This is a genomic window from Halomonas sp. SH5A2 (assembly GCF_014263395.1).
In the GTDB taxonomy this organism is placed as follows: Bacteria; Pseudomonadota; Gammaproteobacteria; order Pseudomonadales; family Halomonadaceae; genus Vreelandella.
Genome location: NZ_CP058321.1, coordinates 3436800 through 3460620, shown reverse-complemented (window position 1 = coordinate 3460620; position 23821 = coordinate 3436800). Strand labels below are relative to the sequence as shown.

23 protein-coding genes and 1 riboswitch are annotated in these 23821 nt (G+C 57.7%); of the genes, 8 read left to right on the top strand and 15 right to left on the bottom strand.

Features of this window, described 5'->3' with window-relative positions:
• Window positions 1–11: 11 nt before the first annotated feature.
• Together HXW73_RS15970 and HXW73_RS15965 are read left to right on the top strand one after the other, a co-directional pair.
• The gene (locus HXW73_RS15970) at window positions 12–677 is read left to right on the top strand and encodes an amino acid ABC transporter permease (RefSeq protein ID WP_186254021.1); all 666 of its coding nucleotides are present in this window, start codon (window positions 12–14) and stop codon (window positions 675–677) included.
• Entirely contained in the window at window positions 670–1437 is a 768-nt protein-coding gene (locus HXW73_RS15965) for an amino acid ABC transporter ATP-binding protein (protein ID WP_186254020.1), read from the top strand. Before HXW73_RS15970 ends, HXW73_RS15965 begins: the two co-directional genes overlap by 8 nt.
• Before the next feature lie 29 nt (window positions 1438–1466).
• Here the strand turns inward: HXW73_RS15965 and HXW73_RS15960 are convergent, their stop codons facing one another.
• The 7 genes from HXW73_RS15960 to HXW73_RS15930 form a co-directional block, all read right to left on the bottom strand.
• On the bottom strand, window positions 1467–2228 hold the full coding sequence (locus HXW73_RS15960) for a M15 family metallopeptidase (protein WP_186254019.1): 762 nt from the start codon (window positions 2226–2228) through the stop codon (window positions 1467–1469).
• A 4-nt stretch (window positions 2229–2232) separates the two neighbouring features.
• Window positions 2233–3510 carry a TRAP transporter large permease gene (locus tag HXW73_RS15955; RefSeq protein WP_186254018.1) on the bottom strand — a complete coding sequence of 426 codons (1278 nt, stop codon included), beginning with the start codon at window positions 3508–3510 and terminating at the stop codon, window positions 2233–2235.
• Window positions 3511–3575: 65 nt separating this feature from the next.
• On the bottom strand, window positions 3576–4067 hold the full coding sequence (locus HXW73_RS15950; protein ID WP_186254017.1) for a TRAP transporter small permease: 492 nt from the start codon (window positions 4065–4067) through the stop codon (window positions 3576–3578).
• Between the two features lie 92 nt (window positions 4068–4159).
• Window positions 4160–5209, bottom strand: coding sequence for a TRAP transporter substrate-binding protein DctP (gene dctP, locus HXW73_RS15945; RefSeq protein WP_186254016.1), 1050 nt, complete (start codon window positions 5207–5209; stop codon window positions 4160–4162).
• Window positions 5210–5335: 126 nt separating this feature from the next.
• Entirely contained in the window at window positions 5336–6262 is a 927-nt protein-coding gene (locus tag HXW73_RS15940) for a LysR family transcriptional regulator (RefSeq protein WP_186254015.1), read from the bottom strand.
• Between the two features lie 74 nt (window positions 6263–6336).
• Window positions 6337–7599: a D-amino acid dehydrogenase gene (locus HXW73_RS15935; protein ID WP_186254014.1), complete on the bottom strand. Its 1263-nt coding sequence runs from the start codon at window positions 7597–7599 to the stop codon at window positions 6337–6339.
• Window positions 7600–7765: 166 nt separating this feature from the next.
• Window positions 7766–7867: riboswitch (glycine riboswitch) on the bottom strand.
• A 71-nt stretch (window positions 7868–7938) separates the two neighbouring features.
• A complete protein-coding gene (locus HXW73_RS15930; protein ID WP_186254013.1) occupies window positions 7939–9609 on the bottom strand; it encodes an isovaleryl-CoA dehydrogenase in 1671 nt (556 codons plus the stop codon).
• 146 nt (window positions 9610–9755) lie between these two features.
• On the opposite strand from HXW73_RS15930, the gene HXW73_RS15925 reads away from it, so the two are divergent.
• Complete coding sequence (locus tag HXW73_RS15925) at window positions 9756–10049, top strand: hypothetical protein (protein WP_186254012.1); 294 nt, start codon at window positions 9756–9758, stop codon at window positions 10047–10049.
• Between the two features lie 24 nt (window positions 10050–10073).
• Here HXW73_RS15925 and HXW73_RS15920 read toward each other — a convergent pair whose 3' ends face one another.
• Complete coding sequence (locus tag HXW73_RS15920) at window positions 10074–10643, bottom strand: gamma-glutamylcyclotransferase (protein WP_186254011.1); 570 nt, start codon at window positions 10641–10643, stop codon at window positions 10074–10076.
• Window positions 10644–10680: 37 nt separating this feature from the next.
• Between HXW73_RS15920 and HXW73_RS15915 the strand changes: the two genes are divergently transcribed.
• The 3 genes from HXW73_RS15915 (at window position 10681) to HXW73_RS15905 (ending at window position 14156) form a co-directional block, all read left to right on the top strand.
• A complete protein-coding gene (locus tag HXW73_RS15915; RefSeq protein ID WP_186254010.1) occupies window positions 10681–11595 on the top strand; it encodes a histone deacetylase family protein in 915 nt (304 codons plus the stop codon).
• A 23-nt stretch (window positions 11596–11618) separates the two neighbouring features.
• Window positions 11619–12485: a sirohydrochlorin chelatase gene (locus HXW73_RS15910; protein WP_186254009.1), complete on the top strand. Its 867-nt coding sequence runs from the start codon at window positions 11619–11621 to the stop codon at window positions 12483–12485.
• A gap of 81 nt (window positions 12486–12566) precedes the next feature.
• Window positions 12567–14156, top strand: coding sequence for an ABC-F family ATPase (locus HXW73_RS15905; RefSeq protein ID WP_186254008.1), 1590 nt, complete (start codon window positions 12567–12569; stop codon window positions 14154–14156).
• A 15-nt stretch (window positions 14157–14171) separates the two neighbouring features.
• Here HXW73_RS15905 and HXW73_RS15900 read toward each other — a convergent pair whose 3' ends face one another.
• The 7 genes from HXW73_RS15900 to HXW73_RS15870 form a co-directional block, all read right to left on the bottom strand.
• Entirely contained in the window at window positions 14172–14765 is a 594-nt protein-coding gene (locus HXW73_RS15900; protein WP_186254007.1) for a cell division protein ZipA C-terminal FtsZ-binding domain-containing protein, read from the bottom strand.
• Between the two features lie 36 nt (window positions 14766–14801).
• Window positions 14802–15263, bottom strand: coding sequence for a TspO/MBR family protein (locus HXW73_RS15895; protein WP_186254006.1), 462 nt, complete (start codon window positions 15261–15263; stop codon window positions 14802–14804).
• A gap of 123 nt (window positions 15264–15386) precedes the next feature.
• Window positions 15387–16505 (bottom strand): alkene reductase, encoded by a 1119-nt coding sequence (locus HXW73_RS15890; RefSeq protein ID WP_186254005.1) that lies wholly within the window; start codon window positions 16503–16505, stop codon window positions 15387–15389.
• 183 nt (window positions 16506–16688) lie between these two features.
• Window positions 16689–17060, bottom strand: coding sequence for a hypothetical protein (locus HXW73_RS15885; RefSeq protein WP_186254004.1), 372 nt, complete (start codon window positions 17058–17060; stop codon window positions 16689–16691).
• Between the two features lie 115 nt (window positions 17061–17175).
• Window positions 17176–18369 (bottom strand): M24 family metallopeptidase, encoded by a 1194-nt coding sequence (locus tag HXW73_RS15880; protein WP_186254003.1) that lies wholly within the window; start codon window positions 18367–18369, stop codon window positions 17176–17178.
• A gap of 59 nt (window positions 18370–18428) precedes the next feature.
• Window positions 18429–19112, bottom strand: coding sequence for a transglycosylase SLT domain-containing protein (locus HXW73_RS15875; protein ID WP_186254002.1), 684 nt, complete (start codon window positions 19110–19112; stop codon window positions 18429–18431).
• Between the two features lie 95 nt (window positions 19113–19207).
• On the bottom strand, window positions 19208–20626 hold the full coding sequence (locus HXW73_RS15870; protein ID WP_186254001.1) for an aminotransferase-like domain-containing protein: 1419 nt from the start codon (window positions 20624–20626) through the stop codon (window positions 19208–19210).
• 238 nt (window positions 20627–20864) lie between these two features.
• On the opposite strand from HXW73_RS15870, the gene HXW73_RS15865 reads away from it, so the two are divergent.
• Both HXW73_RS15865 and HXW73_RS15860 read left to right on the top strand, forming a co-directional pair.
• Window positions 20865–22280: an APC family permease gene (locus tag HXW73_RS15865; protein ID WP_186254000.1), complete on the top strand. Its 1416-nt coding sequence runs from the start codon at window positions 20865–20867 to the stop codon at window positions 22278–22280.
• Between the two features lie 56 nt (window positions 22281–22336).
• Window positions 22337–23788: an NAD-dependent succinate-semialdehyde dehydrogenase gene (locus tag HXW73_RS15860; protein WP_186253999.1), complete on the top strand. Its 1452-nt coding sequence runs from the start codon at window positions 22337–22339 to the stop codon at window positions 23786–23788.
• The last annotated feature ends 33 nt before the right edge of the window (window positions 23789–23821 follow it).

The window sequence follows — 23821 nt, the reverse complement described above, 5'->3', positions numbered from 1 at the left end:
GGGGAACCTCTATGAGCAATTGGGACATTCTTTGGTCGTCTTACGATGTGTTTTTAAGTGGTTTTTACAACACCTTAAAACTGTTTGGCTTATCCGCCGTGCTAGCTTTTTTAATGGGCAGCGGCATGGTGTTTTTGTTGGAAGGCTCTCGCCCACGTTTGAAGATTCCGCTGCGGATATTTATCGATGGCATGCGCATGCTGCCGTTTTTGATATTGGCGTATCTGCTCTATTACGGGTTACCCAGTGCAGGCATTCGCATGAGCGCCTGGACAGCCGGGATTATTGCCCTGGTGATTTACCACGGCGCTTATTTTGCCGAAATTCTGCGTGGCTGCCGCGCCACTTTTGCTCAAGGACAGGTGGAGGCCGCCATCGCGCAAGGGTTTTCGCAGCCGCAAATGTTTATGCGCATTATCTTGCCCCAGCTGATTTTGAAAACCCGCGGCTTGCTAGGCAATCAACTGATCATCCTGCTCAAAGACACCGCCTTTCTGGTGATTATCACCGTGCGCGAACTCACCGCGGCGGCGAGCAGCCTGTCGAGTACCTACTTCATTCCCATGGAAGCGTTCATCGTGGTGATCGGCTTCTACTGGTTGATCAGTATTGGTTTAGAACTGTTTATCAAGATGATTGGCCGTTTTGGCGCCAAGCGAGGATTCGAAAATGCCTGAGACCGCCGCTGTCAGTATCCGTAACCTCTCCAAAAGCTTTGATGGCACCGAGGTGCTGCGTGATGTATCGCTGGAAGTGCAGCCCGGTGAAGTGGTAAGTATTTTGGGCTCATCGGGGTCGGGTAAATCTACCCTGCTACGCTGCATTAACTGGCTCGAACAGCCCGACCGCGGCGATATTCGAATCGACGGTGACCGCATCGGCGTTAGCGATTCAGGAAAACCCATGACGCGCCGTGAGCTGGCGGGTATGCGTGCGCGCTTGGGCATGGTGTTTCAGGGCTTTAACCTCTGGCCCCACCTGAGTGTGCTGCGCAATGTCACCGAAGCGCCTGTCCATGTTCAGGGATTGAGTAAAACCGAGGCTGAAGAACGGGCCATGGCCCTGCTCGAAAAAGTCGGTATGGCCGATAAACGCGAACAGTATCCTTACACCCTCTCCGGCGGGCAAAAGCAGCGGGTGGCCATTGCCCGGGCGCTCGCCATGCAGCCTAAAGTAATGCTGTTTGACGAGCCCACTTCAGCCCTCGACCCTGAACTGGTGGGCGAGGTGTTAGGGGTCATCAAAGACCTCTCAAAAGAGGGCTACACCATGGTGCTGGTGACTCATGAGATGGAGTTCGCCCGGGCGGTCTCCGACCAAGTAGTGTTCCTAGACAAGGGCATCATTATCGAAAAATCCCACCCCAGCGAATTTTTCGTCAACCCCAAAACCGATCGGGTGCGGCGCTTTTTGGAACTTGAAGCGCCGGTGGTATAACTACGCTGAGTCTGGCGCTGGTTCGATCATTACCCCAACTGCCTGCGCCAGCGATTCTCGATGGTGTCTAACTCAGTGGCCCCATAATGCGCATGACCATGTTGCCCGTAGTAGGCCCATAATTGATCGCCATAATCGAAGTGCCACCACTCGCTGGGCAGGTTGGTGAAGCCTTGTTCGCGCATGATGTGATAAAGCAGGCGGCGGTGATCACGTGCCTTGTGTTGCTGAGGGGTTAGCGTTTCCAGATGCTCGAAATAGTCGCTATGAGAGGCCGGTAATGCCTCGTCAAACAGGGTGCCCATGTCCAGCGGTAGGCCATCGGCATCACACAGCGTGACGTCGACAGCTCCGCCGGTAAGGTGCGGGCTGGGGGCGAGTGGATCACGACTGGGTACCGAGACAAACTCCCTTGTGCGCTCCAGTAACTTCGCTTCGCTGAGGTCGGGTTGGTGGTGGTGGATGGCTTCGTGCAGGGTATCGAACAGGTATTGCTGCACCCGCCATGGACGCCAGCCATCCAGTACGATTAAACCGATGCCATCGGGCAAGCTGCGTGCTGCAGCGAGTAGCGCCCGATAAACCCCCTCACGTACAAAACACTCCGATATCGCCCCCGGAATGCCAAGCCGCGCATAGGCGGGAAAAACGCTGATCGGTGCGGGCGCAAGGCTCATCGGCATCAAACGCTCACCGTTATCTTCAATGGGTACGCGGCGCAGCTGTTCCCAGCACGGTGCTGGGTAGCTGGGTACAGGCGGCAAGGCCTTCAATAGTGTGTTCAAAGGCATTGTCTTATCCAAGCAGGGTGGGTAACCACAGCGTCAGCGGTGGAAAGAGAATTAATAAAATAAGTACTGCAATTGCAGTCAGCACAAAGGGCCAAATGGTTCTGAATAGCGACACAATTTCAAGACGACTAACCGCAGCCGCCACGAATACGCATGCGCCTAGCGGTGGCGTGATCAAGGCAATGGTGATGTTCAGCGTGATGATAATACCCAGATGGATAGGGTCGATACCCGCCATCATGGCCACTGGTGCGAAGATAGGCGTCAGTAGCATTAATGCCGATACTTCCTCCATGAACATGCCCGTGACAAAGGTGATGGCGCTGAGCAGTAATAAAATAACGACGCTATTGTCCACATAGGGTGATAACAGTGACACAAACTGTTCCGGCACCTGGGCATAGGAAAGTAGCCAGCTAATCGTGGCTGAGGCCGCCATGATCAGAAAAATGGCAGAGGTCAGGCGTGCTGTATCCAATATGGCTTTCCAGCATTCCTTGAGCCGTAATCCACCCAGCACGACGCCACATAAGGCGACATACAGCGCTGTCAACGCGCCCGATTCTGTGGGTGTAACAAAGCCCAGCACGATGCCGGCAACGATAATGAAGGGAGCAATTAGCGCAGGCAGAGCCGCGATGAACGCAAAGCCAAGCTGGCCCAATGAGGGTAATTGAGTGCTTTTGGCTAATCGGTGGCGCCAGGCATACCAGGCGTTCATGCCCATAAAGGCAACACCCAGCAGCAGCCCTGGCACAACGCCCGCCAGAAATAGATCACCGACTGACGTATTCGTCAGTGAGGCGTAAAGAATCATAAAGATACTGGGCGGAATAATCGGGCCGATCAGCGAGCTGCCCGCGGTCAACCCGGCTGCAAACGCTCTTGAGTAGCCCTCTTTTTCCATGGCGGGTACCAGCAGCGAACCAAGCGCCGAGGTATCGGCCACGGCAGAACCATTAACGCCTGCAAAGAAAACGCTCGAAACAACGTTGACGTGACCCATACCGCCCCGCAAGTGCCCGACCATCAGGCGTGCGAATCCCATCAGACGCTCGGTTAAGCCACTGACGTTCATCAGGTTGCCGGCAAGGATAAATAACGGAATGGCCATCAGTGAGAAAACATTGATACCACCGAAGAATTGCTGGGGCATCATGCGTGGAATCATCGAGAAGTCGACAAATAAAAAACCCACAAACGCGGTGGTCAACAACGCAATAAACAGTGGCAGCCCAAGTAATACGTGGCCAAGGAAAACGACCAGCATGGTCAAAGTCATAGGGAGTCCTCAACGGTCTTCATAGAGAGCCCTCAGCGGTCTTCATAGGGAATCCTCAACGGTTTTCATAGAGAATCCTCCACGGTCTTGAGGGGCGCCGGACCATAGAGAAGGACATGCCAAGTCAGCAGTAAGAAGCCAATAGGTAAGGAAAGTAATGGCACCGTGCGGCTAATGCCGAGACCTGATGTGGTGAACATGCTGACCGATAATGCATAGCGATAGCTAACCCATGCGCCGCCCGCTGCAATCAACAGGGTAAGTAGCCATTGGTACACATTAAGCAGTCGTGCGAAGGGGGCTGGCAGCAGCTTCTCCAGCAGTCCGACGCGCATGTGGCCTCCTTCCGACCAGACGGCGCCAGCCGCGAGCATCACGGTGGCGATAATAAGGAAACGCGATAGCTCATCTGTCCAGATAGGGGCGCCACCGGCGATGTAGCGTGCAAACACCCCGAACAGAATGGCGGCAACGTTGAGGGATAACAGCGCGCCCGCCAGCGTGAGGGTAACAGGGCGGCTGATCGCCAGAAGACGGGATCGCAGTGTCTTGAACATGGCAGACTTCCATGAAGCAAAGAAATGTTAAACAGAAAAATAGAGGGCCGGTAAAGTACCAGCCCCTGTAGTTGCCACGGTGGCAGAGACCGTTAGTCGAGCAGGTCGCTCATGCCCGCATCTTCCAGCGCCATATCGATCCAGCGTTGCTCGATATCACGCTCTTCGAGCCATTCAAGATAAGCAGGCTGACCAATTTCGCGGAAAGCGGTGAGCTCCTCTTCAGAAGGGCGAATCACTTCCATACCCTGTTCTTCCAGGTAGGCGATACGTGAATCGACCTGCTCCTCGTTGTGCTCACGGGCATTTTGGTTAGCTTCGGCGACGGCTTCCTGAAAGGCATCACGAAGCTCGTCATCCCAACCGGAGATCATTGCGCTGTTGCCCACCAGGAACTGATTCGAATACTGGATATTGGCAAGCGTCAGGTAGTCCTGTACTTCGTAAAGGCTGCCCAGAATGATATACATCGGTGGGTTCATCTGCCCGTCCGCTACCCCGGTGCGCAGTGCCATGTAGGTTTCTGTCCAGGGAATCGGCGTGCCGGAAGCACCGAAGGCCTCATAGAGAGCAACCTGGCTGGGGTCCATGGCCCGGAAGCGGAGGCCCTCGAAGTCGTCAGGGCGACTGATGGGCGTCTCGTTATTGGTGAACGCCAAAAAGCCGCCTTCTTCGACGACTGCCAGCATATCGATACCGGCCCGCTCCTTCAGCGCCTTACTGACTTCTTGCCAATACGCCCCTTCATCAAAGAAGGTGCGGGCCGCCGCAAAATCGTCGAACAGAAACGGAATAGCACTGACGAAAATCTCATCGACGAGAGGAGAGACACCCGCAAAGGACGCCACGTTGAGCATCGGCGTGCTCATGGTCTGCTCCATGCGTTCCTGCTCTTCGCCCAGCGAGCTGTTGGGATATAGCTCTAGCTGGATCTGGTTGTCGGTTTTTTCTTCAACCAGTTCTTTAAGGTTAGTGGCAAAGACGTGGACGGCATTCTTCTCGGGGTCGGGGGCGCCGTTGTAACCCAAATTGATCGTGGTCTCGGCGACGGCATTACCAGCCATCAGGGCAGAGCCGATCAGGCAAGCCGAGATGAGCCGCTTGGGTGAAAAGCATTGAGTCAACACTGGGTAAGTCAACATAGTCAGTCTCCTGGTTTATTGTCGTGAGCTGTAGGGTGCTGAGTGAGCGTTATTAGATTTATAGGTGTTGCCTACAAGAAGACTATGTATTGAGGCGTTGACTATGCAAGGCCTTTAGTGTGGACTTTATTGCAACAGTCGTGGTGCATCGGCCGAGAAAAAGCGCATGCCTTTGTGTAGATGATCGATACAGGCTGTGGACGCCACAGGGAGTTCTTGCCCCTTCAAGCTAACGATCTGCGCACGGGTACCGTTCATCACCGGGTAGCGCATAGGAAGCGTACAGATTTCGCCGCGCTCTATTTCATCGATGACGGTGATTTCCGGCATAAACGTAATGCCAATGCCTGAGCGAACGAAATTCTTCAACACGGATACTGAGTTGGTGTGCAGGCGTGCTTCGAGATGAATACGCTCCTGGTGAGCCACCATATTGACCATTTGCCGCATACCGAAAGGATTGTCCATTAATGCCAGCGGCCACTCTTTTAAGTCATGCAGCGTCACGGGCCGATTCAGCTCAATGAGTGGGTGATTGGGGGGGACAATGACATCGAGTGGCTGGCGCGTTTCCACATGGCAGTAAAGCTGCGGGTCGACCGGCGGTGCATAAAGTAGCGCTATATCCACTTCGCGATCTTTGAGTAGCGACATCGCTTCATTGACACCCGCCATACGGACTTCGACATTAATACCCGCAAACGCCGACATAAACGTGCCTAACGGGGCAGTGATCAGGTCGGCGATAAACCCTTCCCCAACGGCAATACGTACTTCGCCTTTCGCCAGGCCCTGAAGTGCCATGAGTTGGGAGAGTACAGCTTCTTCTGAGGCCCGCTGGGCATGAAAGTGCTGCACCAGTAACTGACCGGCTGCGGTTGCGCGCATGCCGCGTCCGTGTCGTTCGCACAGCTGCGTATCCAATTCTTCTTCAAGTGCTTTTAATTGGCGGCTAACGGCGGAGGCGTCGACATTCAGGTGGGCCGCGGCGCGCCTTAGCGAGCCGCGGCGAATGACTTCATTGAGGTAAGTTAACGCACGCTGATTTAGCATAAATACACCTGACCATAAGGTGTCATACATATTAACGGATGACCGCTAAGCACGTGCAATTGGTGCAGGTAAGGCTAGGCGAGAGGTTGTGTAGATCGCTCGCTCTGTGCGTCTTTCGCCTCCACCGCATCCGCCAGCATGTCGGCGGTAATGGCAGAGAGCGTCCAGCCCAGGTGGCCGTGGCCGGTGTTGTAGAACACCGTGGGCAGTTTGCCGGGGCCGACCTTGGGCAGCATGTTGGGGAGCATCGGGCGCAGGCCCGCCCAGGGCACCACGCGGCGGGTGCTGACGCCGGGGAAGCACTCTTCCACCCAGCGAATCAGCGGGCGGATGCGGTTGTCGCGGATATCGCGATTGAAGCCGTTAAACTCGGCGGTGCCTGCGATGCGGAAGCGCTCATCCCCAAGGCGGCTGGTGACCAGTTTGGTTTCATCATCGAGCAGGCTGACCGTTGGCGCGGCCTGCTGAGAGGCGGCGTCATCGAGCTGCACGGTAATCGAGTAGCCTTTGACCGGGTAGATATTGACCCGGTCGCCCAGCTTGGCGGCTAAGGCGCGGCTGCCCACCCCGGCGCAAACCACCACGCTATCAAAGGTTTCGCGCACGGGTTCGCCGTCAGCCTCGCCTTCAATCGTGGCCGTGACCCAGGCGTGCTTTTCGTCCGCGCCGATATCTTGAACGCTGTGGCCATATTTGAGCGTTACGCCGCGACGTCCGGCGGCTTGCGCCAGGCCGTGAGTAAACTTGTGAATATCGCCGGTGGCGTCGCTTTCGGTGAAGAAGCCGCCGTAGTAGTTACCTGCCAGGGTGGGTTCGATGGCGCGCATTTCATCGGGCGTCACCGGTTGTCGCTCAAGGCCGCCTTTACTGAGCAGTTGCGAAACCTTGGCGGCGTGGTCATAGCCCGCTTTGTCGCGATAAATATGCAGAATACCTTTCTGCTTTAAATCGAAATCGATCTGCTCGTCCTTGGCCCACTGAAACAGGTGCTCGCGGGCGGCTATGGCCAGCCGTGCGGTTTCGGTGGTGTTGTCGGCATACTTGGGAATCGAGGCGATAAACTCGCCAAACCAACTGAGTTTGTGCCAGCTCGGGCGGGGATTGACCAGCAGCGGGGCGTCGTTTCTGAGCATCCAGCGCAGGCCTTTGATCACCGTCGGCCAGTGGTTCCACACTTCGGCGTTAGAGGCTGAAAGCTGGCCGCCGTTGGCAAACGATGTCTCCATCGCGGCGTAGCGATGCTTTTCAAAGACGGTGACGTCATAGCCACGTTTGGCAAGGGCGTAGGCGCTGGTAATGCCAGTGATACCACCACCGATAACGGCAATGCGTTGCATAAGTCTCTCCGGTTTTCATGAGCGTCTGGAATCCCACCTAACGGCGTAATGGCTGCTGGGCGTACCCCTTCCGTCATGGAACCTGAGAGATTCGCGTACCCTGTGGGGCGCGCTTGCTCCTTCGGTGGGCTGAGTGACGCAGTCATCAGCCGCTCTTCGGAAAGTGATCGTAATAGCGGTCCGGTTGCCTGAGAGTTTCCGGGGCAGTTGCTCCTTCGGCGCTGGCGTCATCCTTGTGAGATGCGCCAAGCTCTCCCGCTATTACCTGATTATTTATTAATCGTGCTGGTTTTTAACGTTAACAGCTACGCAATGGAAGTCGACCAAAGTCGTGAACGCTTATTCCACGGGCTGGGCACGCTCGATGATCGCCGCACATTCAAGCCCGGTGGGAAGCGTGCCGGTGCTGAAGCCGTTTCGTTCAGCCAGCCGTCCGGCACAGAACGCATCGGCCACATAAGCGGGAGCGTGCTGCACCAGCAGGGCGCCCTGCAACGCCAGGGCCATACCGTCCGCCAACTGACGTGCGCGGTACTGGAGTGCTTGAGTATCCTGCATTTGCCGCTTTAACTGTTGAATAAAGCGATCCAGATGCGCATCAGCGCCTTGAGCCTTGGCGAGTTCCGCAAAGTAGGCGTCGAGCACCTCGGGCTGCTTTTCAATTGCGCGCAGGATATCCAGGCACTGCACGTTACCGCTCCCTTCCCAGATGGCATTAACTGGCGATTCGCGGAACAGGCGCGGCATCATATGGGTTTCCATAACGCCGCTACCACCGATGACTTCCATCGCTTCATAAGCGTGGTGGGGCGTGCGCTTACAGATCCAGTACTTGCCGACTGGCGTGGCAATGCGCGAAAGCAGGCGCTCGTGCTCGTTGTCTTGCTGATCCATGGCTCTCGCCATGCGCAGCATCAGGGTGGTGGCGGCTTCACTCTCGATGGCCAGGTCGGCGAGCACGTTTTGCATCAGCGGCTGTTCGCTCAAACGCGCCCCGAAGGCATGGCGATGAGAGGCGTGGTGAATTGCCTGGGCGGTGGCCTGGCGCATGCCGGCCGCGGAGCCAATCATGCAGTCGTAGCGGGTCATGGCGACCATCTCGATGATGGTACGTACACCGCGGCCCTCGTCGCCCACCATCCAGGCAAAGGCGCCGCGTAGCTCCGTCTCGCTGGAAGCGTTCGCCACGTTGCCCATTTTGCGTTTGAGCTGCTGGATATGGAGCGGGTTTTTAGTACCGTCGGGCCGCCAGCGCGGCAGCAGAAAACAGCTCAAACCGCCGGTTGCCTGGGCGAGCACCAGAAAAGCGTCGCACATCGGCGCGGAGACAAACCACTTATGCCCCACCAGCTCGTAGGCTTCACCTGGCCCGCCCTGATCAATCGGATAGGCGCGGGTGGTGTTAAGCCGCACATCGGAGCCGCCCTGCTTCTCGGTCATTGCCATGCCAAGGGTGACGCCCTGTTTTTCGAAATAGGGCACGTTGCGCGGGTCGTAGTGCGGCGCGGTAATTTTATCGCCCCAGTGTTCAAGCAGGCTGGGCTGATGGCGTAACGCAGGCAGGGCAGCGAACGTCATGGTAATCGGGCAGCCATGGGCCGCTTCCACCTGGGTGTGTAGAAAGTAGTTGGCGGCCCGGTTAACGTGGGCGCCTGGCCCTGGGTTTCGCCAGGGGCTGGCGTGCAGGCCGTGCTCCACCGCTGTTTGCATAAGCTGGTGATAGGCCGGGTGAAACTCGATCAAATCGACCCGATGGCCTTGCCGGTCGTGGGTGACCAACTGTGGCGAGTGGCGGTTGGCGTCAAACCCTAAGGCGATGGCGTCAGAGGAGCCTGCCCACTGGCCAAACGCCTTGAGTGAAGCGTCGTCAGTGCCGCCTTCGCGCTTGACGCCTTCCTGAAGCGCGCGATCAGTGGTGTAGCTATTGACGTTCTCCAGCGACGGCGGCTGGTTTTCTACCTGATGAGTACTCGCTTGTAGCTGATCAGCGAGGGGGAAGTGTGACGGCATAGCGGTCACCTCTTTTTAAACGGTTGTTTGACCACTTTAGCGCTCAGCGCCCAATATGCAAATAGTGGCGTTTTGACCACCCGCTTTGCGCCGACGAAGGAGTTCACGGACAATAGGGCAAGTCTCTTAAAACATGGATATAAGACATGCAAGCAAATGGATTTTTTGATGATGTTGGCGAAACGATTGGCGAAGTGATTCGGGGCGTTGTTGAGTTCTTACTGGGTATTTTTACCAATCTTTTCGGCGCGTTTGATGAGTTTATCGATGGCCTGACACGCTCGCTGGGTATCAGCGATTCGTTTTTCAGCATCGTGGTGCTGATCATCGGCGTGTTGATCCTGTGGGGAGGGCTACGGGCGTTTTTCCGCGGCTCGATCATCGGCGGCATCATCCAAACCCTGCTAGGGCTGTTTATCCTGTCATGGCTGATGATGTGAGTGTGTCACTGGGTAACCTGAGAGCTACCCTAGTTGCTTCTCCAGCGCGAAAATATGCGCGTCATCTACCCCTAGCTCGCGCAGGGCGTGGGCCAGGTTCAGGAGATACTCTCGATTGGGGCCGCTGGGGCCATGAGCCTGATTGATTTGACGGGCAATATCGGCAAGCGGCGCCTCGCCGAGAAACGCCGGGTTGTCCTCGCTTGCCAGGTAAATCAGCCCCTCGCTCCGGCCAGCATCGTTGCCACTATCGTCAAGGAAGGTCAGCGGTACTTTTTCCCGCAGGTAGCCGTTTTTCTCGCGCACATCCAGTGGCCCGAGCACATCGGGCGTAATGCGGTAGGCCATGCCGTGGCACACCGCCCCTGGCGAGCGGATCAGCGTCGCTACACGCCCCGGTGCTTCAGGCGTGCCGCGATGGTCGTGGGAGGCCTGCCAGAAGCGCCGGGCCCAGCCGGTAATGTAGGCGGGCTGGCGCTCGATATAGTCAAAATCAGCCTTCCAGATCAATGATCCGTAGCCAAACAGCCACAGGTCGGCATGCTCATCGAAGAAGTTTCTTTTCTGGTTTAAGGCAGTGGTATCAAGCAACATAAAGCATCTACCTCGATTACCTAAGTGGCAGCGCGCAATGGCGTTAACGATCGTCCATCATCCCGGTTATACGATTGATTTACCAGCTAACCACCCCTTTCCAATGGAGAAGTTTCGCGTCCTTCGTCAACAGCTCGGTGAGCAAACGTTGGCGACGCCAGTTGAGTGGCTGACCCCTCGGCCCGCCAGCGTTAGCGCTTTGGCGCGAGTGCATACTCAGGCCTACCTGGACGCTTTGTTGAACGGTACGCTTGATCGTGTCGCACAGCGCCGTAGCGGCTTTGTGTGGTCTGACGCGCTGGTCGAACGGGTAAGGCTGGAAACCGGCGGCACGCTGCTGTCTTTAGAAGTCGCTTTGGCAACAGGGCTTGCCTGCAATTCGGCGGGCGGCACCCATCATGCCCATGCCGATGCGGCCAGTGGGTACTGTTTGATTAATGATCTTGCCGTGGCGGCGGCTCACGCATTGGCCCAGGGCTGGGCCGAGCGGGTGTTGATTGTCGACTGCGATGTTCACCAGGGCGATGGCACAGCGCGCCTGTTCGCGGGCGTGCCTGGCGTCTTTACATTTTCAATGCATGCCGGGCGCAACTTTCCCGCCCGCAAGGCGAAAAGCGATCTAGACGTCGCCCTGCCCAATGGGATGGAAGACGACGCCTATCTGGCGATGCTGGCATCACGATTGCCAGGGCTGCTTGCGGCTTATCAGCCCGACGTGGTGCTTTACGACGCTGGTGTGGATGTTCATCGTGATGACCGCCTTGGCTATTTGGCGCTGAGTGACGAAGGGCTTTATCAGCGAGATGCTTATGTACTGACGTGCTGCCGAGAAGCGGACATTCCCGTCGCGGCGGTGATTGGCGGCGGTTATGATCGTGATATCGTCATGCTGGCAGCGCGCCACGCCCAGCTTCACCGAGCAGCGGCGGATGTGCTTGAACGTATCGGCTAGTCGTAATGAAAAAGGAGACAAGCATGCGCGCGATTTTTCTGGTGGATAACGGCTCCCTGAGGCCCCAGGCAACGCATAACTTGCGGCGTGTGGCGGCATCGCTCAGCGAGCTGATAGGTGAAACCGTGCAGGCGGCCTCGCTGCTGCACTCCAACAAGATCCCCGTGGAAGAGGTTGATGGCATCCCCGCGACCACGCTGGGTCCCGCTGCAGAGCGGGCGGCTGAACAGGGCGCTGATGAGATTATCGTGCTGCCGTTCTTTTTCGGCCCCAGTAAGGCGCTGACCGGCTACCTGCCTGAGCGGATGGCCACCATGCAGGAGCGCTTTCCCCACGTTAACGTACGCGTGGCACAGCCGCTGGTCGATGAACTGGGCGATAACGACCTGCGCCTTGCCGGGCTGTTAGCCGACAACGTTCGTGAGCAGTACGCGGCAGGGCAATCGCCGAGGGTCGCGCTGGTGGATCATGGCAGCCCGATTCCTGAAGTCACCGCTGTGCGCAACCGCCTGGCAGGGCAGCTGAGTGTGCTGCTGGGAGATGACGCTGCCAGCGTCGTCGCCGCCTCCATGGAGCGCCGGGAGGGCGATGAGTACCGCTTTAACGAACCGCTGCTGGAAAACCTGCTGGATAAATCTGAATTTCACGCCGGACCGGTGATCCTGGCGATGCTGTTTCTGTCGCCCGGTCGTCACGCGGGTGAAGGCGGGGATATTGCCGAGATTTGCGCGGCCGCTGAACAGCGCCACCCAGGGCTGAGTGTTGTCACCACCAAGCTGGTGGGTGAGCATCCAGGCATTACCGATATCCTGCACACGCGCCTGGGCCAAGCGCTTGATGGCCAACGCTTTCTGCTTGAATTGCCGGCCCCAAACGACGCTGCGCGCTAGGTGGTAGGTGTAACGCCGCCCAAGAGCGCGTAGAATCGCGGGCCTTTCGATGCGCACTTCTACACACGCAGGGCCCAGATCTTGATCGCAACCGCTAATATCACCATGCAATTTGGGGCCAAGCCCCTATTTGAAAACGTCTCCGTTAAGTTTAACAACGGCAATCGCTACGGCCTGATTGGCGCCAACGGCTGCGGCAAATCCACCTTCATGAAGATTCTGGGCGGCGAGCTTGAGCCGACGTCCGGCCAGGTGATGCTGGATAGCAGCACGCGGCTGGGTAAGCTGCGTCAGGACCAGTTTGCGTTTGAAAACGAGCGTGTCATCGACACCGTGATCATGGGCAACGACGAGCTTTGGCAGGTAACCGCCGAACGCGAGCGTATCTATTCCCAGGCGGAAATGAGCGAAGAAGACGGCATGGCGGTGGCGGACCTGGAAGTGCGCTTTGCCGAACTGGACGGCTACACCGCCGAAGCCCGCGCGGGCGAGCTGCTCCTTGGGCTGGGCATTCCCATCGAACAGCACACCGGTCCGATGAGTGAGGTATCACCCGGTTGGAAACTGCGTGTGCTGCTGGCTCAGGCGCTGTTTTCCGACCCGGATGTCCTGCTCCTCGACGAGCCCACCAACCACCTGGATATCAATACCATCCGCTGGCTGGAGGACATGCTCAAGGCGCGCAACAGCACCATGGTGATCATCTCCCACGACCGCCACTTCCTGAATAGCGTATGCACCCACATGGCGGACCTGGATTACGGCGAAATTACCTTCTTCCCGGGTAACTACGACGATTACATGACCGCGGCGACCGCTGCGCGTGAGCGTCAGCACTCGGATAACGCCAAGAAAAAGGCCCAGATTGCCGAGCTGCAGCAGTTTGTCAGCCGCTTCTCGGCTAACGCCTCGAAAGCCAAGCAGGCCACCTCGCGGGCGCGCCAGATCGATAAAATCAAGCTGGAAGATATCAAGCCTTCCAGCCGGGTGAGCCCGTTTATCCGCTTTGACCAGAACAAAAAGATCCACCGTAACGCGGTGAATGTGGACAACATCAGCAAAGGCTATAACGGCGAGAAGCCGCTGTTTGAGCGGTTATCGATGACCGTTGAAGCCGGTGAGCGGATCGCCATTATCGGCCCCAACGGCATTGGTAAAACGACCCTGCTGAAAACCCTGGCTGGCGAGTTGCATCCGGATGCTGGCGAAGTAAAGTGGACGGAAGCCGCCGAGCTTGGCGTGTTCGCTCAGGACCATACCGACGATTTTGCCGTGGATGCCACCTTGTTCGAATGGATGGGGCAGTGGACACAGGGCGGTGAGCAGGTAGTGCGCGGTGCGCTTGGCCGGATGTTGTTTTCCAGCGATGACATCGATAAATCGGTCAAGGTGATTTCCGGCGGCGAGCAGGGGCGCATGCTGTTCGGCAAGTTAATCCTCACTCAGCCCAATGTGCTGCTGATGGACGAACCCACCAATCACCTGGACATGGAGTCAATCGAGGCGCTCAACCTGGCGCTGGAGAACTACCCCGGTACCTTGCTATTCGTCAGCCACGATCGCGAGTTTGTTTCATCGCTCGCCACGCGCATTATCGATATGCAGCCGGAGGGCATCGTCGATTTCAGCGGTAGCTACGACGACTACCTGCGCAGCCAGGGCGTTGCCTGATCTGCCCAGCAGGCGCTAGCCAATAATGCGCTCAAAGGTGGCGTCGGTGGCGGGTTCACGGTCGCCATCGAGCATATCGCCGGTAAACAACTCCTGCATTTCTTTGGCAAGCGCCACATAGACATGCATCTGCTGATTGCGGCGCTTGCGCAGCGGTGGCTTCACCAACAGGCTGATGCCCTTGATCGGCTCGTGGGTTTCATTGTGCAGCAGGTCGGGCATTTCCCCGGGCGGAAACGCATTGGCAATGGTCACCGGGTTGGTCGGCTGTTCGCCGGCAATATGGAAGACTTTCTTGATCGGGTCGAAGGTGGCATCTTTTTCCCGCAGCCAACCGGCAAGGCGCTGGTCGGTATTTTCATCCGGGTGGGAAAAAATCACGAACAGGGAGTGCTGAGCCACTTTGCCGGACTGCTTTGCTGATGCCGATGAGGATGTTTCCTCAGGCGGCGGCGATGAAGAGGTCTGTTGGGCGGTGCGCTCCATAGTGGCAGTGTCCATCGGTGGTTGACGACGTTGCCGCATGACGTAAAAAAACAGCCCCAGGGCAATTAACGCTAATACGCTAGAGCCGATTGCCAGTAAGGTGACTAACTGTGTTGTCTCCATTGTGTTGTTTATCCTTTTTTGCGCGTCAGTCGCGGGTTAGTTACGTCGCCAGATAGTCGCATTGAGGGCAAGTGCCAGGGCCACCCAGAAGGCGTAGGGCACCATTAACCACGCTGCTAGTGCGCTTACCTTAGCAAAAACAGTGATGGCGAGCATGATCAGCATCAGCAGTAGTGCAATATCGTCCAGTGCGGCGGCGATCTGTTTGCGGCCAAAAAACAGCCACGACCAGGCGGCATTCGCTAACAGTTGTAAGGCATAAACGATCAAGCCAGCGGTGCGCCAAGCCGAGTCGTCTGCCATGTAGATACGCCACGCGGCAATCGCCATAAAAAGGTAAAGAATGCCCCAGGCAATGGGAAACGCGATGTCCGGCGGTGTCCAGGCGGGTTTGTTGAGCTCTCGGTACCAGCTATCGGGCCTGAACCGTGCCCCGGTGCTGGCGGCAATGCCCACCAGAGCCAGCGATATCAGTAAAGCGAATAGCGAATGGAGCATTCATCACCTGTGTTTCAAACGTAAGAATCAATAGCCTAGCAGCGTTTTGCCATCATCAGACACAAAAAAAGCACCACCGAAGTGATGCTTTTCTTTGTTAAGCGGCTTTTTGAAAGGCGCCACTTAGTCCATGCGGTCGTAACCATTATTCATGAACGGATAGTCGGTATAGCCTTTCTCGTCACCGCCGTAGAAAGTTTCATGATTGGGCTCGGTGAGCGGTGCATCAACGCGGAAACGCTCGGGCAGATCCGGATTGGCAATGTAAGGGCGACCAAAGGCCACAGCATCGGCCGTGTTGTCGCCGATACGCGCTTCTGCATGCGCGGCATCGTAATTGCCGCAGTAAATCAGGCTACCGCTGAAGCGCTCACGCATCTGCTCGCGGAAGCCGACAGGAAACTGAATGTCGCCGCCGGCCCAGTTGGGCTCGTTCAGGTGCAGATAAGCCAGGCCGCGCTTGGAAAGCTGCTCGGCCATGTAGAACGCCATGGCTTCCGGTTCATCGTCGGTCAGGCCGAATAGCTCAATAAACGGTGTCATGCGAATGCCGACACGGTCAGCGCCGTAAACTTCAATCACGGCGTCGACAACTTCCAGCGGGAAGCGGGCGCGGTTTTCCAATGAACCGCCGTACTGATCGGTGCGCTGGTTGGTACCGGTTGCTAGGAACTGGTTGAGCAGGTAAGCGTTGGCCGCGTGAACTTCAACCATGTCGAAACCGGCACGCTTGGCGCGGACGGCCGCCTGGCGGTAGTCGTCGACAATGCCTGGGATTTCGTCGGTTTCCAGCGCGCGGGGCGTGCTGGTGGGGTGTTGACCTGCTGTGCCGTCTTCAAACTCTACGAAACACTGGGCGCCTTCACCTTTCAGCGCACTCGGCGCGACGGGCTGCTGGCCATTGGGTTGAACCATTTCATGGGAAACGCGCCCAACGTGCCATAGCTGCAGGGCGATGCGTCCGCCTTTGGCGTGAACCGCATCAACAACGCCTTGCCAGCCGGCTTCCTGCTCGTCGGTCCAGATGCCGGGGGTATACACATAACCACGGGCAGTGGGGGAGATATTGGTCGCTTCGCTGATAATCAAGCCAGCCCCGGCACGTTGGCCGTAGTAGGCCTCCTGTATCTTGCCGGGCACGCTGTCGGGCGTGCGAGCACGGGTCAGCGGCGCCATGATCACCCGGTTGGGGATCGATAGGCTGCCAAGCTGCGTTGCAGCGAAAAGCGTTTCGTAAGCCATTAAACAAACTCCTTTTGAACTCTAAGATTGAGCAGTGGCGACAGAATAGACCAGTTTACTAGTTAATGCCAACGGTTGCGCTGAATCTGTGGAATCCGTGCGGACTAGCGCATTTCCTCAAAATAAAAATAACCCCACTTTGAAAGTCAAAGCGGGGTTATGGAGTGGATAGTGGGACTTTTGTCATGACCTCTGCCACGGCCAGCGGCGTTTGGCGGGCGTATCAATCTGCTGTAGCGCGCTGGAGAGCGGCAGCATGATGGCGGCGAGCTGGCGGTGGCATACGGCGCTGCTGAGTACTCCGGGGCACTGTCTGAGCAGCAGCTCGCACTGCTGCGAGGCGATGTATAGCTGTTCGGTAACGGCGGGGGCAAACAACGGTTTCGCCTGTTGGCAGCAGTGGGTGAGCTCGCGCGATAGCATCGAAAGCATGCTGGTATCCAGCCAGCAGGGGAGCGGGTCGTCCAAGCGCCCGGCAATGGAATGCTGGATGGCTTCAAACGAGGTGCGTAAGAACATGATGGTGTGGCGAAGCTGCCGCTGCTCGCTGTTCATGGTGTTAACCTAACATTGTCGCCGATAATTAAATGCGAAAAATAGTATTTCTCATTTGTGTGACGATAGCGTTAGCCAATCGAACTGTCAATGCAGCGGCTATAAGGGACGGCTTTCAGGCTGAATTTGCCGCCTTGTAAAGCTGCCAGTCGTTAGTGGTCAGTGGCTTGGCGCCCTGCTCGGTGACGACCACCGTATCGCTGAGCCCGACGCCCCACTGCCCCGGCACTCGCAGGCAAAGCGGCAGGTGAAAGACCATGTTGGCCTCAAACTGACGCCTTTGCCCCTGGGCGATATAGCCCGTGCCTTCCACCCAGCTTGGCGGAAACTGCGCGCCCACCGCGTAACCAAACACGCCGGAGAAAAACAGCTGGTCGCGCTGGGGCGCCAGCAACGCATCGGCAGCCCGGGCGGCATCGTCAAAGGTGTTGCCAGGGCGCATGGCGGTGCATAGCACCTCAAATATCGAGCGGCACAGGTCGCGGGTGGCGGAAAGCGCGGAATTGGGAGTGCCGGTGACCGCCGTGCGCATCATGGGCGCGGTATAGCGCTGATAGGCGGCGCCGAATTCCAGAAAGACCGGTTCATCAGGCTGAATAATGTGGCGTTTGTGATTAACGTGAATCACGCCGATACGGTGCCCACTGGTCACAATCGGCTGCAGGCTCATAAACTCGCTGCCGTGTTCCAGCAGCGCTTTGGCGCCAACAGCGGCAATGTCATTGTCGGTCATGCCGGGGCGAATGACCTGCACGGCGGCCTCCAATCCGGCGGCGGTGATGCGGGCACTCTCCTGCAGCATGTCGAGCTCGGCGGCGCTTTTCACAATCCGAATTGCATCCAGCAGGTCACCCGCCTCGCAGAAACGTTCCTTGCCCACCGCCTCGGCGAGGGCGTGCATGATGCCGACGCGTAACCCGCTACTCCAGCCATCAATGCCTATGCGCTGACAGCCGGCAAGCAGGTCGGCCAGCGGGGTGAGAATTTCATCCGCGTTTTCCCAGCGATAGCCAATGATCTCGTCCACACGCGCGGTGACAACCGCTGCCCCGGTTTCAATCGAGGCGACTTGAAGCACCAGGCGCTCTGGCGTGCACACTAGGCACGCATGCACCGAGACCTCAAAGGTGTGGTAGCCGGTGAGGTAATTGATATCGGCGGGGTCGGTAAGCAGCAACGCATCGACCCCGCGGCTCGCCATCGCTCGGCGCACCTTGTCCAGGCGCGCTTGATATTCGCCGTGCGGAAAGGGCAGTTCACTCTGGGCGAGTGTCTCGGCAAGGGCTTCGCGGTAGTGATGATAATCCATGGCGACCTCCGGCATCAGATAGGAGATCAGTATAGGAGCCAGCTACCGGAATGCACACGCTAACCTGTTCGACAGAAAGGCCACACCTGATAAAACTTGCGGCACTGGAATTCCGCCTCGCAGCTGTTGAGTTGCGACTGGTAGCGGTTGGCCCGCGTGGCCACCTGCCGTGCTGCGCGCTGTACGGCGGGTTTACCCCGGTAGCTGCCGCGTTGGTAGCCACCCGCGCCTTCGTGATAGGCCAGATAAAGATGTTCGGGATTGTTCAGTGAAATACCGGTTTGTTCCCGGGTGCGTTGGTTGTACCAGCCAATAAAGTCGGTGGCGTGCTTCATATGCGTGCGGCGGGAAAACAGGCTGCCAGCCTGATCTTCGTATTCGCCCCACACCGGGTCTTGCGCCTGGGCGTAACCTTTGGCGGAGGACGGACGCGGGCCGGGGATAAAGCCCAGGTAATATTTGCGGTCTGGACGGACATGGCTACGAAACGACGACTCCTGCTGGATAAACGACATTTGCGTGGCGATGGGCGTCCCCCACCGCTCCTGGGATTCCTGGGCGTAGTCGTACCAGGTCGGCTGCTCGCGGAAAATTTCGCAGATATTGCTTTGATCCTGGGGCGGGTTGGGCGCGAAGGTGGCGCAGCCAGAGAGTACCAGCACGAAGGCGAGTACTACCCAGAGGCGTAGCGTCGTTAACGCCGCCGACATATTTATGCGAAAACTATCAACAGGGCGATGCATGAAAGCGTCCTTGTGAATAAATTATTGTCGATAATGAGCTGTGGATAAGTTCTGGACAGAACGTGGATAATTCATTAGCCGTGTTATCCAGCGCGTTAGCGCAGCAAAGCTTCCAAACAGCGGCGCAGTCGTTGGGCTTCACGCACCAGCGTTTCTCCCGAGAGCATTCCCACACCTATTACCAGGCCAACCCTTGGATCCTGCTTGGCGCATACTGGGCTCAGTGGGCGCACAATCAAATGTTCCTTTAATAAGGCTTGGGCGATCTGTACATCATCAATGCCCGGCTCAAACTCGACACACAGGCTGATGGCGCTGCTCGGGAGCGAGACGCTGCGAACCTGCGGCAGTGAGCGAAGTTGATCATGCAGCACCTGCTGGCGACCTAGGTAGTCGCGCTGAATACGCTGGCACCAGGCATCCAGATCGCCGTCAAACATGAACTGCGCCAGCACGGCCTGATCCAGCATGCGGCCTTCGCGGAACAGCTCACTGCGCAGGCGGTTCATCGGCTCGGCCAGATGGTGCGGTACCACCAGGTAGCCCAGGCGCAGCCCAGGGAACATCATCTTGGAAAATGAACCGACCAGCAAGTGGCGCTCGGAGCGCGGGTCGAAGAGCAGGTTAGCGTGATCGGCGCGGTTAAACTCGTAGTCGTCCTCGATCACGTAGGCGGGCGATAAGGCATCACAAAGCCGTCGTTTATGCTCGGGGTTTGTGGGGACGCTGAGCGGGTAATGATGAGAGCCGGTCAGATAGACCAGGGTGCTCGTATTTATCGCGCTGGGCAGCCGATGACCCTCGTCAGGCCGCCACGGCAGCATTTCAATATCAAGCCCCGCGGCGCTGAACACATTGCGCGCTCCCCAGTAACAGGGCGATTCAATGGCAACGCTATCCCCCACGTCTGCAAGCGCCATGGCGCATAGCTCAATGCCATTATGGGTACCGTCAGTAATGATGATCTGTTCGGTATCGCAGCGAATGTTGCGCCAGCGCGCCAGAAAATCGCGAATCGCTCGCTTAAGCGGGCCATAGCCGCCGGTGGAGTAAGACAGCAGGAGAGCGTTCTGCGGTACCGTCACGCTCGTATAAAGCTGACGCCACTTGCGCATCGGGAACTGGGCGATGTCGGGAATGCCAGGGACGAAGGCACCACTCTGAATCTTGCTAGCGCCTGGGCTATCCAGCACGCGCTGGGCACGCCTGGACAGCTGAATGCGGGTTGGCACTTGGGTCGCCGCTGCCATGGGCTTGTTGGTCCAGGTGCCCTGTCCATGGGCCGTTTTCAGCAATTGTTCTTCAAGCAGTGTCTTGATGGCCTGGGCCAGGGTTTGGCGGGCCACGCCCACAGCGCTGGCCAGGGCACGGTGAGAGGGTAAACGAAGCCCGATGGGCCATTGTTGGGTAATCGCCTGACGCAGCGCCAATTCAATGCGTACCTGTTTGCTTAGCTGCTCGGGCTGGTGGGCATACAGATGTGCAAAGTGGTGCAAAGCCTCCTTATGGTCCATGTTGAAGGTCTCCTGTTGTACGTTAAGGCGGCTATTACGAGGCATTGAGACGAAAGTCGCCGATCTAGTTTGCACCCATTCGGTGAGTCAGGATAGTGGTCTAGTCGAAAGCCAAAGTGGTCTACTCGTGTTCTGTCTGTCTCCTGCTAGCGTGCGGCTATACTGTTTTCGACACGATGCAGACACTGCGCCTCAGAGCGTCGATGACAACCTCCAATAACCTGCAGGACTCTGTGCTATGACAACGTCTTCTTCAGAACAAGCCAAGCTCGTCCGGGTGCTGGCCCGCGGTGACGTATTAGCCCTGGCATTTGGGGCCATGATCGGTTGGGGCTGGATTGTTCTCACCGGCACCGCGATTCAGTCCGCTGGCAGCGTAGGTGCCATTCTCGCCTTTATTGTCGGCGGTTTAGCGATCGTACTCGTCGGCCTGACCTATGCGGAACTGGCCTCGGCCATGCCTAAAGTCGGCGGCGAGCATGTTTACAGCTACCGTGCGTTAGGCCATTGGCCCTCTTTTTTCTGTACCTGGGCTATCATATTGGGCTATTTGAGCGTGGTGGCGTTCGAGGCGGTGGCCTTGCCCACGGTGGTAGAGCACTTGGCGCCTAATTATGCGGTGGGTCACCTCTGGACCATCGCCGGGTGGGAAGTCAAAGCCACCTGGGTCGCGGTGGGTGTGGGCGGCTCGCTTGCCATGATGATCATCAATTACTTCGGTGTGAGTACTGCCGCGCTGCTGCAGAAAGTCGTCACTGCCGTCATTCTGTTGGTCGGGGTGATGTTCGTCACCGGCTCGTTGTTTGAGGGCAACACCGCCAATATGGTGCCGCTGTTCTCTCAGTCTGAAGGCGGCGTCATGGCGGGTGTTATCGCGGTCATTGTGATGGTGCCATTTCTGTTTGTCGGCTTTGACGTCATCCCTCAGGCCGCCGAAGAAATCAACCTGCCCTACAAGGCGATCGGCAAGGTGCTGATGGTGTCGGTGATTCTGGCCGTGGTGTGGTACTCGCTGATTATTCTGGCCACCAGCCTGGCCCTGGATAGCGACGCGATCGCCGCCAGTTCGCTCAGCGTTCCCGATGCCATGGAAAGTCTATTTAATGCTCCGTGGGCCGGTAACCTGATGGTAGTGGCCGGTATTGCAGGTATCATTACCAGCTGGAACGCTTTCTACATTGGCGGATCGCGGGCGATTTATGCGCTTGCCAATGCGGGTATGCTACCTGCCATGTTCGCTAAGCTGCACCCGCGCTACAGAACCCCCACTAACGCTATTTTTCTGATGGGCTTTCTCTCCTGCCTGGCGCCTCTTTTCGGGCGCCCTGCGCTGGTGTGGATCGTCAATGCCGGCGGTCTGGGGATCGTTCTGGCGTACCTATTTGTGGCTATTTCTTTCATGGTTTTGCGCGTGCGTGAACCGGACATGCCCCGTCCGTTCAAAGTGAGCAACGGCAAGCTGTGCGGCACGCTGGCGATCATTCTGTCTTTCGGCATGGCGTGCCTCTATCTGCCGGGTAGCCCGGCCGCGTTGGGCGCTGCGGAATGGTCAATCCTTGCCGTTTGGGTAGTTCTCGGCATCGGCTTTTATATCCACGCGCTGCGTACCTATGGGCGTGACTACAGTGATCGGCATATGCAAGCGGAACTATAAACCTTCGCCATGTCGTCGAGATATTTTTCAAGACCAAGGCTTTTTAGGAGCAATATATGAGTTTTATCGAACAGTGGTTGCACGATGGCGTACCCGCCTTGGTGGGCGGCGAATGGCGCAAGGGCCAGCAGACCTTCGTGGTGGATAACCCAGCCACCGGCGAGACGATCGCCCGGGTAGCCGATTTAGGCGCTGGCGATACCCGTGATGCTGTCGCGGCCGCCTACGACGCAGGGCCTGCCTGGCGCGCGACGCCGGTGAAACAGCGCTCGGCACTGCTGCGCCGCTGGTTTGAGCTGATCCATGAGCACGCCGATGACCTGGCCCGGCTGATGACCCTTGAACAGGGCAAGCCGCTGGCGGAAGCCAAGGGCGAAGTCGCCTACGGCGCCTCCTTTATTGAGTTCTTCGCCGAAGAAGCCAAGCGCATGGCCGGGGAAACCCTGCCCAGCCACGGCGCGGACAAGCGCCTGCTGGTGCTGCGCGAGCCGGTCGGCGTGGTCGCCGCCATTACCCCATGGAACTTCCCGCTGGCGATGATTACCCGCAAATGCGCCCCGGCCCTGGCCGCTGGCTGCACCGTGGTCATCAAGCCCGCTGAAGCCACGCCGCTCACCGCTCTGGCGGCGGCGTACCTAGCGCTGGAGGCGGGCCTGCCGGCGGGCACCATCAATGTGGTGACGGCATCAAAACCGGCAGCGGTAGGTGAAGTGCTGACGACCGACTCACGGGTGCGTAAAGTTTCGTTTACCGGCTCTACCCCGGTGGGCAAACTTCTGCTCTCTCAGTGTGCCAGCACGGTGAAGAAAACCGCCATGGAGCTGGGCGGTAACGCACCGTTTATCGTCTTTGATGACGCCGATATCGATGCCGCCGTGGATGGCGCGATAGCGTCCAAATTCCGTAACACCGGACAGACCTGCGTGTGTACCAACCGCTTCCTGGTGCAGGACGGTATTTATGAAGCGTTCGTCGCCAAGCTCACCGAGCGTGTTAATGGCCTGAAAGTCGGCGATGGCCTGACCGAGGGCAGCGTCATCGGCCCGCTGATCAACCAGGCGGCAGTCGACAAAGTTCAGAGTCATGTAGACGACGCCTTGAGCCAAGGCGCGCGGCTGCTGTGTGGTGGTAAGCCTCACGCCGCTGGCGAGCGCTTCTTTACGCCCACAGTGCTTGCGGACATGACCACCCAAATGGCCGCGGCCGGTGAAGAGACCTTTGGCCCGGTCGCGCCGGTGTTCCGCTTCCAGCGTGATGAAGAGGCCATCCAGATGGCCAACGACACGCCCTTTGGTCTGGCGGCTTACTTCTACGCCACCGACTACCGTCGCATCTGGCACACCATGGAGCAGTTGGAGTACGGCATGGTGGGCGTCAACGAAGGGCTGATCTCCACCGAGCTTGCGCCATTTGGCGGTGTGAAAGAGTCCGGGCTGGGGCGTGAAGGCTCGCACCATGGGCTGGATGAGTTTACTGAGCTGAAGTACGTCTGCGTGGGCGGTTTGTAAGTTAGTGTTGTTTTTCAGGCATTGCTAACCAGC